The organism is Rhodococcus sp. IEGM 1318, from assembly GCF_033142465.1.
GTDB lineage: Bacteria > Actinomycetota > Actinomycetes > Mycobacteriales > Mycobacteriaceae > Rhodococcus_F > Rhodococcus_F qingshengii_B.
Window position 1 is genome coordinate 1 of record NZ_JAWLSC010000024.1, and the last position, 13331, is coordinate 13331.

The window sequence follows — 13331 nt, forward strand, 5'->3', positions numbered from 1 at the left end:
CCTACTCTGCGTGCAATCCACGTGCGGGCCCGATCAAGACCCGCCGGGCTTGCCGGAAAACTTGCTTTGTCCTGCACCGCACCAGTTGCGGCGGCCACGACGCACAGCGCGTGGGCGGCGGCGTGAGTATCGACCCCGATGACGATTTCGTAGTTATCTGCGACGATAGGCATAGCGACGGATGTCCTTTCCGATGGGCGACGTCGTTGTCGGCGTCGGCCCGGAAAGAGCACTTCGAGGCAGGCCTGTAACGGGCCACGACCTCGCGGCAACGAGGTCGGGCAGGCTTGAAATCAAGCCACCGAAGCAAGACCGGACCGGCGTCGCCACCACAACAGAGTGGACAAACCCCGGCCAGTGCACCCCGAAGGAGCAAAGCGATTCATGAGTCACACGGCGTTGTAGCGACGACACCTATCCTGTCAGCCAGCCCCGGGCCGGCCACTACAAACACTTACATGCGATTCACACGGGAATCGTTGCAGGCGGACCTCGCCAACGCGCAACAACGCATCGCCCGTTTCGCCGCCCACAACGCGGTCCTGGAGCGGAAACCCTCCGAACTGCTCGGGCAACAAGTCTGGCGCGAGTCCGGGCTCGGCGCACCCGCCGACGTCGAACAACTCCAACGCCGCATCACCACGCTCGAGCAACAGGTAGTCGACCTCACCGGCCGCCTCGAAGAACGCGATCAAGAACTCGGCGCAGCCCGTACAGCCAACCGCGAACTCTTTGCGAATATGAACAGAATCTGAGTGTCTCGTATTTGGTTCCGAGGGGGTTTACACGGTCAAGGCAGGTTACGAGAAACGCGACGTCGTCAGCATCCTGCTCGCGCTGCACGACGCGGATACGGCCTTCCTGCGGAGGTGATCCACGCCTGGGTGCTCGGACATGGTTTGGTGCGCACAGAACGCCAACCATGTGGCCGATTCTGCAACCAGATCCTACGAAGCAGTCGGCCACAGTTCAGGGCGCTTCTGCCCTGCGTTCCGACATTGTCGCTGTCTGGCGCAATGAGCTTGTCGGACAGCAAGTCACGTAGCCTTCATCGGGTGCAGATCCGGTCTGCGAGGAACGTCGTTCGACCGGATCTCCCTTTCTGGCAGATGGACGACCGTTTCGCGGTCTGGCAGGATGTCATCGCGACCGCCGACGTGTGAAGGTGAACGGCCCGCCGCCCCGTGGTGGCATGTCCTAAACCATATGTGCCGCTATATTTTTCGACTAACGTGACGGTGCCTTCAGTTTCCCTCACGCGGTGTTGGACTGGTTGCGACGATTGTTCCTTGGGCAGCAGCGCACAGCAACTCTGTACCTTCCTCGTCCACGGAATAGATCAAACTTTGGCATACGGCTTGCCGTGAGCCAGATGACAACGTACTCGCCCGGGCGATCAACTTCTTTCCCCGAGCGGGGCTGACATAATTTATTTTGAACTCAGCAGTCAGCGCATCCCCGCCTAAGGCGAGCCCCCCAGCAAAGGTCAGGCTGTTGTCGGCCAGGTAGCTGATCACGCCGCCGTGTGCATATCCGTGCTGCTGCCGAAGGTCTTCCCGCATCATTGCCGATATTTGGGCACTGTTTTTTCCAACGTGATCCAACTCTGCGCCAATAAAATTGCTGAAAGGCTGTGAGGAAAATATTTTGTTCGCAAATTCTGTCATATCAGACATGTGTGTCACCTCTCTGGTCTGCCCGCGCGCAGAACGGCTGCACACGCCACCTCGACGAAGAGCTTCTCTTTGGAGCCGTAGTAGTAGGTCACCTGGTTGGGATGGGCGCAGGCGGCGATGCAGATCTGCGCGATGGACACGCTGTCGCCTTGCTCAAGGAGCAGCTCAGCGGCTGCGTTGAACAGCGCCATACGAGTTTGCTTGCCCCGCTTCACGCGTCGCACGCGCGGCGCCGACCGTTCTAGTTGTGCATCATCACCTCAACTACTTGTTTGTATGACAAACAATAATGTCAGAGTCGGCGGATCGCAAGACCGGTCCCCTACGGATGTGGGTACCCTGCGATCGAGTAGCCCCTAGACCATTCGAGGCACTCTGTACTACACCTCTGGCAATCTGTTGCGTCCACACCTAAGCCTCTGAGCTGCAAAGTCTTCGCGTTGGCGGCGACGAACAGATTTACACCCCTAGAGAATGTGCCTTGATTCCCTCCCCGGGTGCAGCCGCGATCGACGTGGCAGCGATCTTGCTGGACGGGATGGATCTCGTTGTCCTCGGCCTTGCCGGCGCGGCGGTTCCGCCGACCCGAGCACGCGCTGTGGTTGCTCGTGTGCGCAGCAAGGGCGCGTGCCTTGTAGCCACGGAAGGGCGGTGGGACGGAGCAGACATCCGCATCGACTCGCATGTGGCCGGCTATACGGGGATCGGGCAGGGCTACGGCCGCATCACAGGCATTTCCGTCGATGTGGAAGTAAGTGGGGCAGGGGAGTGCGCCCACGGTCCGCCAGATTCGATCTGAGCGCCACAGATGGCGTCGTGGGATGGAACCCCCACACGCCCGAACGGTCCGCACCGCTACCGCTTCCACAGGCACTATGACCGCACCCGACTTCACCGGCTGGCGCGAACCCTGGCCACTGACTCCGACGCTGCACCAGCTCACCGAACCCAAGTCAGTCGTGGTGGAGATGAACCGTGCCCTGCCGCTGGCCAAGAACGCGCAACGACCCGACCGGCTGCCACTACGAGTGCTCGCGGGCGGACTCCGGTTGGAGGGAACCATGCCCGGTGACCTCTATGCGTGGGCACGCCTCAGTTCTCTGCACTAAGCAAGGACTATCCGACTAGGTGCGAGCTCCGACATGGCAGGCTGGGAAGCATGAGAATCTCGTTGGGTGCAGCCTGGACGATCTTGATTGCGGCCGGAGCGCTAACGGCCTGTTCAGCAGACGAAAACGAAAGGGAGTCTTCTGGCAACCGCTACGTCCAGTCGGGTTCAGTGGAAACCCCTGATGGTCAACTGATGATCGCGGGGCCGATCAGGTCGTGGCCAGAAGGCCCTACAGGTATGCCACAACTGCCCTACTCAATATTCTCGGCCGAAGACATGCGCGTAGGCGCGTCCGCAGATGAGGACGTCGTCATTATCCACACGGGAAATCAGTACGGACCCCGCGTGGAGGTCACCGCCAGCTCTACGCATTCGCTACCAGTCGACGAAGATGGTTGGGAAGAATCGTTCGATCTCGAATTCTCGACCACCGACGGTCAGATGTACGTGTACGACCTGAATTCGTTCTCGTATGCGAGAGGTTTCGAACGGCCGATCACCTCCGACGGCCCGGGTACGTACACCGTGCGGGTGTCCACCCGAGGGCGGCTAGCGAATCAAAACGATGTGAATTCGTCCATTCAAGAAAGCTATCTATTGCAGGTGTGGAAGTCGGCGGCACCTGAGTAGGCGAGCGGCGGCACCCGAGTAGGTGAGCTTCTCTCATTACGACGACAATCGGCCGGTTGGTTGATTGTCAAAACGCACACCGAAACCCGCAGAAACGCTCTGAATACGTTCGAGCGACCGGGGGAACGTGTGCACCACCCGGATGAAGTATCGACGGTCGCGTCGCGCCGAGTTCCTACCAGGGAAGTTTGATCTCTGGTGGACAATGAACGGATGCAGGGACAAGGTAAGGAACTTCAGGCCGCAGCAGGCAATTTTGCCAGCGCACTTCCGGTAGGAGAGGAGCTAGCTGACGTCGCCGAACAAGTCTTGGCCGCCATTGAGACCGAGATCGAGGGCACGGAAGCTGAGATCCGAAAGTTCAGTGAGCCAGAGCATTCGGATCATGGGGGAGAACTTGCCGTAGTTTTCCGACGCGGGGCTCTCCGCGTGTTGACTGCCGACCGCAGTCGGTGGATGACGATAGTCAACACACTTCGTCAGGTACCGGAGCGTCCCATCGATCCGGCCGGTTTTGCCTACATCAGACGATCAGATTCCGATGGGCGACAAGACATTTGACGCCTTGTGATCATGTCTCCGTATGAGGGGAGTTGGATCGGTGTGGTAGGCAGTGGCCCTTGCCGAACTGCGATGATGTGTGGGTCTGTGCCTTCGGTGTTGTCTCGGTTGTGTCCTACCAGTTCGGCTGTCTGCCACGGAATTCGTACCACGGGCCGTCGATATGGGTGACTTCGAACTTCTCGTAATATTTGTCGCCAGCTGGCGGCCCGTCGGGTGAATACACCCAACCGCCGATCGACCGGAATCGCACCTGATCAGCGTGGTAGAAGTAGACAGTCCCCGCGGGATACCGGGTGATCCTCGACATGGTGAACGGGCCGACGTGGACGTCACTGTCCGAGATGGGTTCCGATGTGTTCGGAAGATTCCGCACGGCCATCTCGAAGTCTTCGCGGGAGGACTGGAATGAGGGTTTGGGGACCAGCAGCGCGATCACGAGCGCCACCACGACGATGGACGGTGCCGGAAGGATCCTCCATGACCATCGGCGATCGCGGCATACGATGCCGAAAGTCTTCACTGCCCAGACGATCCCGGTGACAAGAAGTAAAACCCCGAGTACCAGCAAGATCAGCAGGTTGGTGAGTTCGTCCACTCGGTGCCCGGCGCCGGGCCACCAATCGATGGCGGCGAAGACGATGCCGAGCGACAAGAGTCCAGTGCACACCGCTGTCAACAACCCCGGGGGTCGGTGACGGGAGGCAAGAGGGATCGACGACATGCCCGACCGTACCGCAGGTCGAAGTTGCTAGGTTCGGGCTCTTCTTGTGTAGGCGAAGTGAATCCGGAGTACACGGAGTCTTGAAAAGCCGAGATAGCCCACTTTTGACCTTGCGCAGTACTGCAATCCCGTCCCCGGTTGTGGGTCCGCCGGGACGGTGGCCGGTTTGTGCAGACTTTCGCAGGGCTTTGTCGTAGTGCTCGGCTAGGTTCACGTATCGACGGTCGGCCAGTCGGTTCGACGTTCTGGGAGGTGGAGATATGGATCCGTTGACTCTCGTCGCGGTTGCGGTTGCTCTGGGTGCATCCGAAGGTGCTCGTGAAACAGCCAAGAACGCTGTGGTCGACTCGTATGGTGCGTTGAAGCGGTATCTCGGAGAGCGGTACGCATCAGTGTCGGCCGAAGTCGAGGGACTCGAGGCCGAGCCTGACGAGGAACTACGGCGGCAGTTGCTCGCCAAAAAGCTCGCGTCGGCCGGCGCCGGGGAGGATTCCGATCTCGAAGTACTGGCTCAGGACGTTGTGCGTGTGGTCGCTGACAATGCTCCGGAGACCGCTGAGAAAGTGGGTGTGCGACTTTCTCGCGTGTCAGCGATGGGCGACATCGAAATCACCGATGTGAACGTCCGCGGCGGGAGCGGAGTCGTTGCCCAGGACGTGGCTACCGATGGGTCAATCCGAATCAGCGGAGTGGTGGCCGCCGAATCCGTTCAGCCCTCCGCTAGCTCGGCGGCAACTAGCGACACCACCTCCGTGCACCACAGCTTCACGTCGTCACAACAAGATCTGCGTGTGGGGCGGGACAACATCACTCAGATCTCTTACGCGGCATCCGACTCGGGGAGCAACAGTGGTCGAGTACGCGCTGTCACCGCTTCTGCAGAGAAAGTCCCGGTGGGAAAACGACTGTGGACGGTCACCGTCCACAACGGCACCCGAGGCCCGATCACGCATCTGGTCGTCGATGTATACGTAGTTGACGAGTTGGGGAACCGCTCGACGTTCACATGCGAACCCGCGAAGGGGCGACTACCTCTTGCTGAGCTTTTCCGAGAGCTCTTACCTGCGACGCTGGAGGGAACATTGGACAGTGTCAGCCAACACGCTCAGTCGATGCCAGGGATGGTCGGTGCGATTCCACCGGGTGGCCTTAGCCCGTATGCGGGCGTGATGACCAATTATCTCGTCGCTTCACCACAGTTCTCCGCGCTAAATGCGCAGGTCCAGGCGGCTCTGCCTGACTCGTTCCCCAAGGTGCTGACTGCGGAACAGCAAGCCGCAGTCGTGTACCTGTTCGAGGGTGAAGGCGATGTGCAGGTAGACATCTCCTTCGGCGACGAAGACGGAAATCAATGGGTGCGCGTATTCGGGCAGCCACCCCATCGAGCCGAGTAGTCACCGTTTCGGTCAAACCAGCTGGCGCAGTGCACTTCTGAACGTAAAGGTCAGAAGTCGAGTGCCCTTGGCGGCAGACCTCCGGGAAGACGTGCAGGTGTCTCCTGAAACTGGCGTCGGTGAGTGGAGTTGTCACACTGGATAGATGAGTCTGTGTGAGGTGCCGGTTGTTCCGGTGGTCCATCCGGCGATTCTGCATCGGCATAGCCCTGTGCAGTTCGATCGAGATGCCGTGGTCAGTGACGTAGTGGTCGACACGATTGTGGATGCTGGCAGGTTGGCGCCGTCTGCGGGCAACTCGCAGCCTTGGGCCTTCATCGTCGGGCGCCGAGGCGATCGAGTGCATGCTCGGGTTGTTCGGCACTTAGTGGGCAGCTCGTTGCGGTGGGCACCCGATGCGTCGGTCCTTGTCGTCAATCTGGCGCGTGTTCTGGTCGAGGAGACCGATTGGGAGTATTCGGAGTTCTCGCGATATGACCTTGGTCAGGCGGTTGCGCATATGACGTTGCAGGCGATGGCGATCGGGGTTGATGCTCATCAGTTCCGTGCGTTCGATCGTGATGCTGTTGCCTCGGATTTCGGTGTGCCGCGTGAGTGGGAGGTGACGTCGATGACGGCCTTCGGTGTCGCCGCGCATGCCGCTGGCGATGCTCCCGGTGTTTCGCGTGAGCGGCGAACAAGAGACGAGTTGACGTGGGCCCGGGACCGGGGTTTCTGCTAGGTCATGACCGTGCGGGTGCCGTGCAGCCGGGTGGGTTCGGTGTGAGTAATCAGGGAGGAGTGGGTGCCGGTATCGATGTTGGCGCCGGGGTAGACGAGTCGGCCGACGGTGGCCGGATTTGTGCGAACCGCTCCATCCACGATCCCTCTGTGACACCACCCTTGCGGTCGTGGACTGCGATGTTCGCAACCAACCATCTTGAGGCCAGATCAAACCATTGCAACACCACCGGTGAGGCGCAGGGAGAGTCGTGGTGAAGCCGTCTAGCGGGGCCTATTCACGCCCTCACAGTCAGGAGCGGAAATCAGGTCCTGGTGTCCCGAGTCGCGACTGCTTTTCCGCAATGTTGGGATTCCGACGTCGACGCTGTGGCGCAGCTGTCGGCTGACTTGATCGCGCTTGGCATGGAGATAGGTGAGCGTGAGGTCGATTCCTTCGATTTCGCCTTGCCAGCCTTCGGAGTCGGCGCGTTCACGGCGGGCGATGAGGTCGTTTTCGATTTCGGTGAGTCGGTGGATCATTTTCGGGTGCACGTGCAGCATCGGGCAGCGGATGCAAGCGTGTTCGTGGGAGCAGGGTGTGGCGTACGGACGTCCGCACGAGCCGAGTTCGACCTTCCGTTTGTCGAAATGCGCTTCGAATTCCGCCCATTCTTCGGCGGTGACGGGGTGGTATTCCTCGGCCGGGCGCATCGCCCTTCGACGTTGTAGGTGGGCTTGGTAGTGGCGGGTGACATCTTCTTCGAAGACAGCGACGTAACCGCGGGTGGTTTCCAGATCGAGGTGTCCGAGCAGCGCGGCGCCGATGTGAATCGGCAAGCCGTTGTTGACGAGGTCGGTGACGAACAAACGACGAAAGTCGTGCGGCCGGAAATGAACTCCTGCGAACCGAGGATCGGTTGCAGCGAGTTCTTCACACACCGCTCGTAGCCGTGTACCGATTGATCCGGTGGTCATGACCTCGACTCGTTGACCGATGTGGCGCTGGAACAGAAACGGTTGCGGATCGCTGGTAAGACGCTCATTGTCGTTGTAGCGGGTAGCGAGCGGCACCGACTTCCGGCCCGCTGTGATGCGCCGGATCATGCACGCAACAATGTGAAACAGCTCCGCCGACATCGGGATGACCCGTTCTCGGTCCGTCTTGGACGGGGCGATCACCAACAAGGCGATGACCTCCCCGTTCGGTCTCTGATATTGGCGCACGCTCAGATGTGAGAGTTCGGTCAGTTCTTCGATTCGCAGTCCGCTGTGCCGCAAGGTCTCCACTATCGCCCACGTCCAAAAGGCGGAATCCTCCTGGCGTTTGACGTCGATCCGCCTTCCTGTCGCTTCGTCTCTGACATGCACCCTGGGTGCGTCACCGATACGAATCAAACGCGTGTCTTCGCGGGAATGGACTCGGGTGTCCTGGCGGTCTCGGAGGGTGAAGTGTTCGTTCTCGTTCGCCGCGGATCCTTGTTCGAGTAGATCGCGCCAGTACTCGTATTGTGAATCCACGTAATCCACCAGTACAGGTAGGAGTGGTTGGAGGACTCGGATCGTGTCGTGGGTGCGTTCTCGTACTCGGCGTTTGTGTTTGGCGCGACCACGCATGTCGCTGCGAGGGATAGGACAGGGCACTGACCACTGTGCCCAGTGCTGTGGTTCATGAACGGCCCACGCTTGGATGTCGAAATAGAGGGCACGCACGGTGGTCAGTATGTCCATCTGGTCCGCCCGAGCCTCGCCGTCCTCTCGGAACGCAATGGTGGCGCGCCACTGGAGGTAGATCTCCTCAGTCCTGAGCAGGGTCGACTGATCGGGGTTGATGAGCTCGACAGCCTTCCAGAACACCTTGAGAACGATGTGCGCCTGTCGCGACAGCGTCGAATAACTGACTTGGGCGCACCGCCGGTCGAGGTAGTCGACGAACAGCTTCCGTATCCGCGGATCCCGGATCTGGTACTGATCGACCATTTGGATGGTCGTCAACTGTGGGGCCCGCAGAGCACCCCGCAACGTGCTTGGGGAGGCGGCAGGGAACTGGCCCATCGAGTGCAGGACGTGCCAGGCGAGATGTCCGACGTATTTACCGATATGGAGACCGGTACGGCTGGTGGATTCGCGAGTCTATACCGCATAGTGCATGAACGCCTCATGTGTCAGGTCCGCGAACGGTATGCCCTGAGTTGTCAGTGCGACACACACATCGAAGATTGCCCAGCGCTGGAACACGTCACTGACCGAGGTGCTGTTGACCGCGCGGACGTACGCATCCAACGATGGATCGCTCTCCGCCGCAATGAAATGTGCAGAATATCGTGTAAACCTGTTGGAGCGGAACACTGCAAGCCCCGGTTGGACAACCCACAATGAGAACAATGCTGCCGCACCCTGGTTGAACTCAGCGCGCGCCGCATTCCCGGTTCCAGCGACGTCTGCGGCAGGCGTAGCGTTCAAATCGCTAGCCTCCCATCGTTGCTGCCACGTCATACCCGGATACCTATCCAGGTAGGCAGCCATCTTGCGGAGACCACGATCGCGAGTCCTGCGGCTACTCATCGGCATCGGCCATACCCGCTTGGCCACAACGCAGATCGTCTCGATCGGTGCGCTGGTCAAATCCCCATATTGATGCATAGAGCGTGGCGCCGCAGGCTCAGCGATGACTGCAGGTCTCGAGAATCGGGTGGTTCGGATCGTCTGTCGTTGCTCCTGGGTCCGCCTGGCCCGGCTTACCGGTATCTCAACCACCGAACACCGCCCGCACGTCCTCGTCTCGATACCCAGCTGTGTAGGTCCGCTCCGGACGAGACTTGCTGAAATGCTCCTGCAACTTGTCGTGCATGTCCTCGATCCGAGGTTGCAGGTAGATCTCTGTGGCCGACAAGTGGCGGTGTCGCAGGACGGTCTGAACCTCTGGCAGAGTTAAATGTGGATCGTTCGCCATCCTCGTTGCAGCCGTATGCCGGATGTCGTGGAAAGTCCAGTTCGTACCCAACTTTTCGTTGCTGCGCTGCATGATTCGGCGCAGCGCGGAATAGGTCAACGGACGACGATTGCCGCGCAGAGTGCGCCAGATCTGTTCGTGTGGGCGTGGTGTCCCACACCGATCGAAGTATCGTGCCAGGTAGTCGAATGCTTCCGGAGATCCCGGAACCGCCGAGAGCTCCCGGCTGCCTTTCGAGACCACCCATATCTGTTGCGCACCCCAGTTCACCCGTTCTCCGAGTACGCCCAGTAGTTCGCTGGCGCGCGCTCCGGACGAGACCGCAAATGCCAGCAGCGCACGATCTCGGTCGTGGGTCATCGTCGCGAACAATTCAGTCCACAATCGGTCCGGAATGGATCTCGGCGCACGCTGAGTCGTTTTCTGACGGAGCGGAGCTCGCCGGAACCGAGGGAGTGGGTCGACTGGGCTGCGGTGCCCTAGCAGACGTCCTCGATCCAACGACGGCACAGGATTCACCAGGGGACCGCGCCCGTATGTCAGGTGAAACTCGTAGAAGCAGGACACCACGGTGAGAGCGTGATTGATCGTGGACGGCGCATACCCTGCTGCGAGTACAGGTTTTCCGGTTCGAAGGTTGACCGAACCCGGTTGCGCGGCAGAAAGATCAGCTCGTCGTCGTTGCGGGTTCACTGCTGTCCTTAGCCACCCCACCATCAGTTCAGTTTCGGTACGCGAGGCGCGGTCCCACTCCACACTCACCACCGCGAGCACTGTCCACCAACGCAGCAGATCGTGTGCGTAGGACCGGACGGTCAGGGGGCTGACATCCGAAAGCGCCAGACTCCACAGGTAGGTCGTGATCGGTTCTACTTCGTATCCGCTCACGAGCACCGAATAGGGAACCCTGGCGGCATCGATGGTTCGACGCACCTCGCCGATCCGGGGCAGTTCGATCCGACCTTCGAACACCTGACGTCGTACCTCGTCCATTGCGCACCCCTGTCCTCGGCGGCAGGATACCCATCTTTAGTGCAGTTAACAGGGCTGACGGACAGTGGCTCTGTTGTAGCCATGGTTCGGCGGCTGACCATGGACCAGATCCTCTTTTCGATCCGGCTTGTCACGGCATCCACCCTTCGCCCTATACCCCGCTCATCTCTCTTTGCCGGTCTCTGTCATCACATACGAATGGCCCCACCACTCAACCGAACCTGAGTGGTGGGGCCATTCGTTGTATTCAGACGTGTCGAGCTTGGCTAGGGTCGATCCGACGTAGGGTCCTCGCTGTGAGCCGCACGGCGTGAGAGCAACGCCGAGGACAGCCAGATGACCAACGCAATCAACGCAATTGACCATCCGATGATCCCGGTGGTGCTGCCTTTGACCATGATCGGCAACATCACACCAACTACTACCAGTGCCATGCAGAGTCCGTTGACGATACGAAACGAATTCTTGGTCATGATCGGACTCTAGTGCCAGGCCGACGCGACGCAGCCACCGACAGTGCCACCGGCGATTCCTCCGGCGACGGCGATGCATCCCAGGCAAGCAGCCCCGGCGGTCGCTGCGCATGCCGCACCACAGAGAACACTCAGCCCGGCGATTGCCCAACTTGAAATACCTGCCGCAGAGAGGCACCGGTTGAGATCCCCCCAGTTCATCCCCCGCGCTTGTGGCGTATTCGATTCTTCTGGCGCTGTGACCACCTGAGAGAACGTCTGGTCGCCGTCGACGAACATCTCGACTGTGCCTGAGTTCTCGTCGATTTCGTGAAGACTGATCTGGATAGTAGAGACCGGGTTCAGTTTGGAATCGAGGAGAACGGACATGGAACTGCCGTATTCCGCGCCTGTGATCGGTACCGACACCAGGTAGGTGCCATCGTGGCGTTCGACGATTCTCGAGTGCGTCAGCTCGTATGATTCACCCTCTCCCAGAACGGCATACGTTGCGAACTCAGATTGCGATCGCGACGTCAACGTCGATCGGAGCGCTTCATCGTCGATAGGTTTGTCAGTAGTGGCGTCCTGCAGGGCGACAGTCAGACTGGGGCTCATCGCTGAACTGTCAGCAGGCTGGGCGAGAGCAGACTGTGTCCCTGCGATCGTTGCGAGCCCGATTGACAGCAATAGCGCTACGGCACGAAATTTCATTTCGTTCCTCTCACTTACATTGAATGTCAGCCTATTTGGCTTCTGAAGGGAGGGCCCATGGACGGGAGATTCTCCCCAAAATGAGACCCCCATGAGCGGGACGATGCCACCGTCGCCACGCTCAACCGAAGGGTAAGGGACAGACCAATCGTTAGCAATGGTTATGAAAGTCCCTATTGGGACACACACGATAGAGTGGTCAGGCATGTCGCGCGCCGGTTAGGTATGTTGACCTGCATCAATCTCTTTTTGTCTTCGACGCGCGAAATACAAACCGGCCGGATTTGTTCTTGAAATGTAACCTGCGGCTTTCAAATCGTGCGATCTGCGAAAACCCTTTGCTTCATTGAGAGGGATCTCCGCAGCTGTTATTGCGATGTCGCACCCTTACCTATGGGTCTCGAACGAGCTGCATCAAGCATCCAGAACGGATGATGTTGATGGTTGTCCGCGATGGTCAATGGCCGGCAGTGCACAAGCTGGGGTGCGTCAAAATTCACGCCACCACCGGCGACGGTAAAACAGGCTTGGACCTGTGGTTATGGGTTACTTCCGATGCGGTCAGTGCCGCACAATAGAACTGCCCGCACGGCGCACCGTGCGGGCAGAGATGTGTGCTGTCGATCCGAGGGTCAGCGGTTCCGAACAGAGGTGCGGTCAGGCGCTGCCACAGGCTGCGCGGTGCATTCGCACGAGCGATGGTGTCCGCCTCGGCTTGTTCCGCCGCCTCTTTGGCAGCGACCTCCGCACGTACCCTGGCGCGGTCTTGTTTCGTCATCTCGGACTGATCGTTGACACTGCCACGCGTGTTTTCCACGACCTGCTCGGCGAGTTCGATGAGTTCCGGACTTGTCCAATACTCGGGGTGAAGCCGGTTAGTCATGACGACCGGCGAATTCTAGTCCCATTCACCAGTTTCCAGGTCTCGGATGAGAACGCCATTGAAGAGCACGTCGTTGGGCGTGGAGTAACTGAAGGCCCAGCGCTCGGCCGGACCATCTTCGTCCTCGTCGAGGTAACGGAGCCTGTGGAACCTGTCGGCGAGGCCGCCCTCATCGAGGTAGCTCTCGACGAGCCTCCACTCTCGGTGCTCTGGTGAGACGTCCTTCAGTTCGAGTCTGTTCTCTTCGAGTACCTCGCGGACTTCCGGCAGCGTCTCGAAGTATCCGCTGAACAGCGGGTGCATCACCTGGTTGTAGTAGACATCTGACATGTAGTGCTCCCCCTTGTGAAATGGCTGTCGATGCCACTGTGCCACGAACTCCCGGTCAGGCAGCGGGAGCGACGCGCGCGAGTCCGGGGCGTGTGTGCGGTGCTCTGCGGTCCGCTGACCTGTACGTGTTCCGGTTTTGCACAAAGATGCGAGAGTCCGGATACGGCGATGCCCCGGCGACGTCGCCGGGGCATCGGGAGGTGTTCAACTG

The 13331-nt window shown here is 59.8% G+C and carries 17 protein-coding genes and 1 pseudogene; 7 read left to right on the forward strand and 11 right to left on the reverse strand.

Translation table 11 applies throughout. The annotated features are described in order from the left end of the window. Positions 1-458: 458 nt before the first annotated feature. On the forward strand, positions 459-755 hold the full coding sequence (locus R4P65_RS31135; protein ID WP_317829401.1) for a hypothetical protein: 297 nt from the start codon (positions 459-461) through the stop codon (positions 753-755). A gap of 489 nt (positions 756-1244) precedes the next feature. Here R4P65_RS31135 and R4P65_RS31140 read toward each other — a convergent pair whose 3' ends face one another. Both R4P65_RS31140 and R4P65_RS31145 read right to left on the reverse strand, forming a co-directional pair. Next, on the reverse strand, positions 1245-1676 hold the full coding sequence (locus tag R4P65_RS31140; RefSeq protein WP_317829402.1) for a PaaI family thioesterase: 432 nt from the start codon (positions 1674-1676) through the stop codon (positions 1245-1247). 17 nt (positions 1677-1693) lie between these two features. After that, a pseudogene (locus R4P65_RS31145) lies at positions 1694-1919 on the reverse strand (TetR family transcriptional regulator); the annotation flags it as partial. A gap of 238 nt (positions 1920-2157) precedes the next feature. On the opposite strand from R4P65_RS31145, the gene R4P65_RS31150 reads away from it, so the two are divergent. The 4 genes from R4P65_RS31150 to R4P65_RS31165 all read left to right on the forward strand — a co-directional run bounded on the left by R4P65_RS31150 (position 2158) and on the right by R4P65_RS31165 (position 3978). Continuing rightward, a complete protein-coding gene (locus R4P65_RS31150) occupies positions 2158-2475 on the forward strand; it encodes a hypothetical protein (RefSeq protein WP_317829403.1) in 318 nt (105 codons plus the stop codon). A gap of 76 nt (positions 2476-2551) precedes the next feature. Further along, positions 2552-2785 carry a hypothetical protein gene (locus R4P65_RS31155; protein ID WP_317829404.1) on the forward strand — a complete coding sequence of 78 codons (234 nt, stop codon included), beginning with the start codon at positions 2552-2554 and terminating at the stop codon, positions 2783-2785. A gap of 62 nt (positions 2786-2847) precedes the next feature. Then, the gene (locus R4P65_RS31160) at positions 2848-3417 is read left to right on the forward strand and encodes a hypothetical protein (protein WP_317829405.1); all 570 of its coding nucleotides are present in this window, start codon (positions 2848-2850) and stop codon (positions 3415-3417) included. A 213-nt stretch (positions 3418-3630) separates the two neighbouring features. Beyond that, on the forward strand, positions 3631-3978 hold the full coding sequence (locus R4P65_RS31165) for a hypothetical protein (RefSeq protein ID WP_317829406.1): 348 nt from the start codon (positions 3631-3633) through the stop codon (positions 3976-3978). A gap of 115 nt (positions 3979-4093) precedes the next feature. Here R4P65_RS31165 and R4P65_RS31170 read toward each other — a convergent pair whose 3' ends face one another. Further along, positions 4094-4648, reverse strand: coding sequence for a DUF1109 domain-containing protein (locus R4P65_RS31170; protein WP_317829407.1), 555 nt, complete (start codon positions 4646-4648; stop codon positions 4094-4096). A gap of 314 nt (positions 4649-4962) precedes the next feature. On the opposite strand from R4P65_RS31170, the gene R4P65_RS31175 reads away from it, so the two are divergent. Both R4P65_RS31175 and R4P65_RS31180 read left to right on the forward strand, forming a co-directional pair. Continuing rightward, complete coding sequence (locus R4P65_RS31175) at positions 4963-6096, forward strand: hypothetical protein (protein WP_317829408.1); 1134 nt, start codon at positions 4963-4965, stop codon at positions 6094-6096. 145 nt (positions 6097-6241) lie between these two features. Next, positions 6242-6817 carry a nitroreductase family protein gene (locus R4P65_RS31180; protein ID WP_317829409.1) on the forward strand — a complete coding sequence of 192 codons (576 nt, stop codon included), beginning with the start codon at positions 6242-6244 and terminating at the stop codon, positions 6815-6817. On the opposite strand, the gene R4P65_RS31185 is transcribed toward R4P65_RS31180, so the two are convergent. The 8 genes from R4P65_RS31185 to R4P65_RS31220 form a co-directional block, all read right to left on the reverse strand. After that, positions 6814-6957 carry a hypothetical protein gene (locus tag R4P65_RS31185; protein ID WP_317829410.1) on the reverse strand — a complete coding sequence of 48 codons (144 nt, stop codon included), beginning with the start codon at positions 6955-6957 and terminating at the stop codon, positions 6814-6816. The two genes, R4P65_RS31180 and R4P65_RS31185, sit on opposite strands and share 4 nt — an antisense overlap. 123 nt (positions 6958-7080) lie before the next feature. Continuing rightward, positions 7081-8790, reverse strand: a complete 1710-nt coding sequence (locus R4P65_RS31190) for a tyrosine-type recombinase/integrase (protein ID WP_317829411.1) — start codon at positions 8788-8790, stop codon at positions 7081-7083. A 138-nt stretch (positions 8791-8928) separates the two neighbouring features. Beyond that, positions 8929-9420, reverse strand: coding sequence for a hypothetical protein (locus tag R4P65_RS31195; protein ID WP_317829412.1), 492 nt, complete (start codon positions 9418-9420; stop codon positions 8929-8931). 124 nt (positions 9421-9544) lie between these two features. Continuing rightward, positions 9545-10741 carry a tyrosine-type recombinase/integrase gene (locus R4P65_RS31200; protein WP_317829413.1) on the reverse strand — a complete coding sequence of 399 codons (1197 nt, stop codon included), beginning with the start codon at positions 10739-10741 and terminating at the stop codon, positions 9545-9547. 266 nt (positions 10742-11007) lie between these two features. Further along, on the reverse strand, positions 11008-11214 hold the full coding sequence (locus R4P65_RS31205; protein ID WP_317829414.1) for a DUF4231 domain-containing protein: 207 nt from the start codon (positions 11212-11214) through the stop codon (positions 11008-11010). Positions 11215-11223: 9 nt separating this feature from the next. Continuing rightward, the gene (locus R4P65_RS31210; protein WP_317829415.1) at positions 11224-11811 is read right to left on the reverse strand and encodes a hypothetical protein; all 588 of its coding nucleotides are present in this window, start codon (positions 11809-11811) and stop codon (positions 11224-11226) included. A gap of 592 nt (positions 11812-12403) precedes the next feature. Beyond that, positions 12404-12790 carry a hypothetical protein gene (locus tag R4P65_RS31215; RefSeq protein ID WP_317829416.1) on the reverse strand — a complete coding sequence of 129 codons (387 nt, stop codon included), beginning with the start codon at positions 12788-12790 and terminating at the stop codon, positions 12404-12406. Positions 12791-12805: 15 nt separating this feature from the next. After that, positions 12806-13120: a hypothetical protein gene (locus tag R4P65_RS31220; protein ID WP_317829417.1), complete on the reverse strand. Its 315-nt coding sequence runs from the start codon at positions 13118-13120 to the stop codon at positions 12806-12808. Positions 13121-13331 lie beyond the last annotated feature (211 nt).

Coding starts and splice junctions, on each gene's coding strand:
- R4P65_RS31135 (WP_317829401.1), top strand. CDS start 459: ATGCGATTCACACGGGAATCGTTGCAGGCGGACCTCGCCAACGCGCAA.
- R4P65_RS31140 (WP_317829402.1), bottom strand. CDS start 1,676: ATGTCTGATATGACAGAATTTGCGAACAAAATATTTTCCTCACAGCCT.
- R4P65_RS31155 (WP_317829404.1), top strand. CDS start 2,552: ATGACCGCACCCGACTTCACCGGCTGGCGCGAACCCTGGCCACTGACT.
- R4P65_RS31165 (WP_317829406.1), top strand. CDS start 3,631: ATGCAGGGACAAGGTAAGGAACTTCAGGCCGCAGCAGGCAATTTTGCC.
- R4P65_RS31175 (WP_317829408.1), top strand. CDS start 4,963: ATGGATCCGTTGACTCTCGTCGCGGTTGCGGTTGCTCTGGGTGCATCC.
- R4P65_RS31180 (WP_317829409.1), top strand. CDS start 6,242: ATGAGTCTGTGTGAGGTGCCGGTTGTTCCGGTGGTCCATCCGGCGATT.
- R4P65_RS31200 (WP_317829413.1), bottom strand. CDS start 10,741: ATGGACGAGGTACGACGTCAGGTGTTCGAAGGTCGGATCGAACTGCCC.
- R4P65_RS31205 (WP_317829414.1), bottom strand. CDS start 11,214: ATGACCAAGAATTCGTTTCGTATCGTCAACGGACTCTGCATGGCACTG.
- R4P65_RS31210 (WP_317829415.1), bottom strand. CDS start 11,811: ATGAGCCCCAGTCTGACTGTCGCCCTGCAGGACGCCACTACTGACAAA.
- R4P65_RS31215 (WP_317829416.1), bottom strand. CDS start 12,790: ATGACTAACCGGCTTCACCCCGAGTATTGGACAAGTCCGGAACTCATC.
- R4P65_RS31220 (WP_317829417.1), bottom strand. CDS start 13,120: ATGTCAGATGTCTACTACAACCAGGTGATGCACCCGCTGTTCAGCGGA.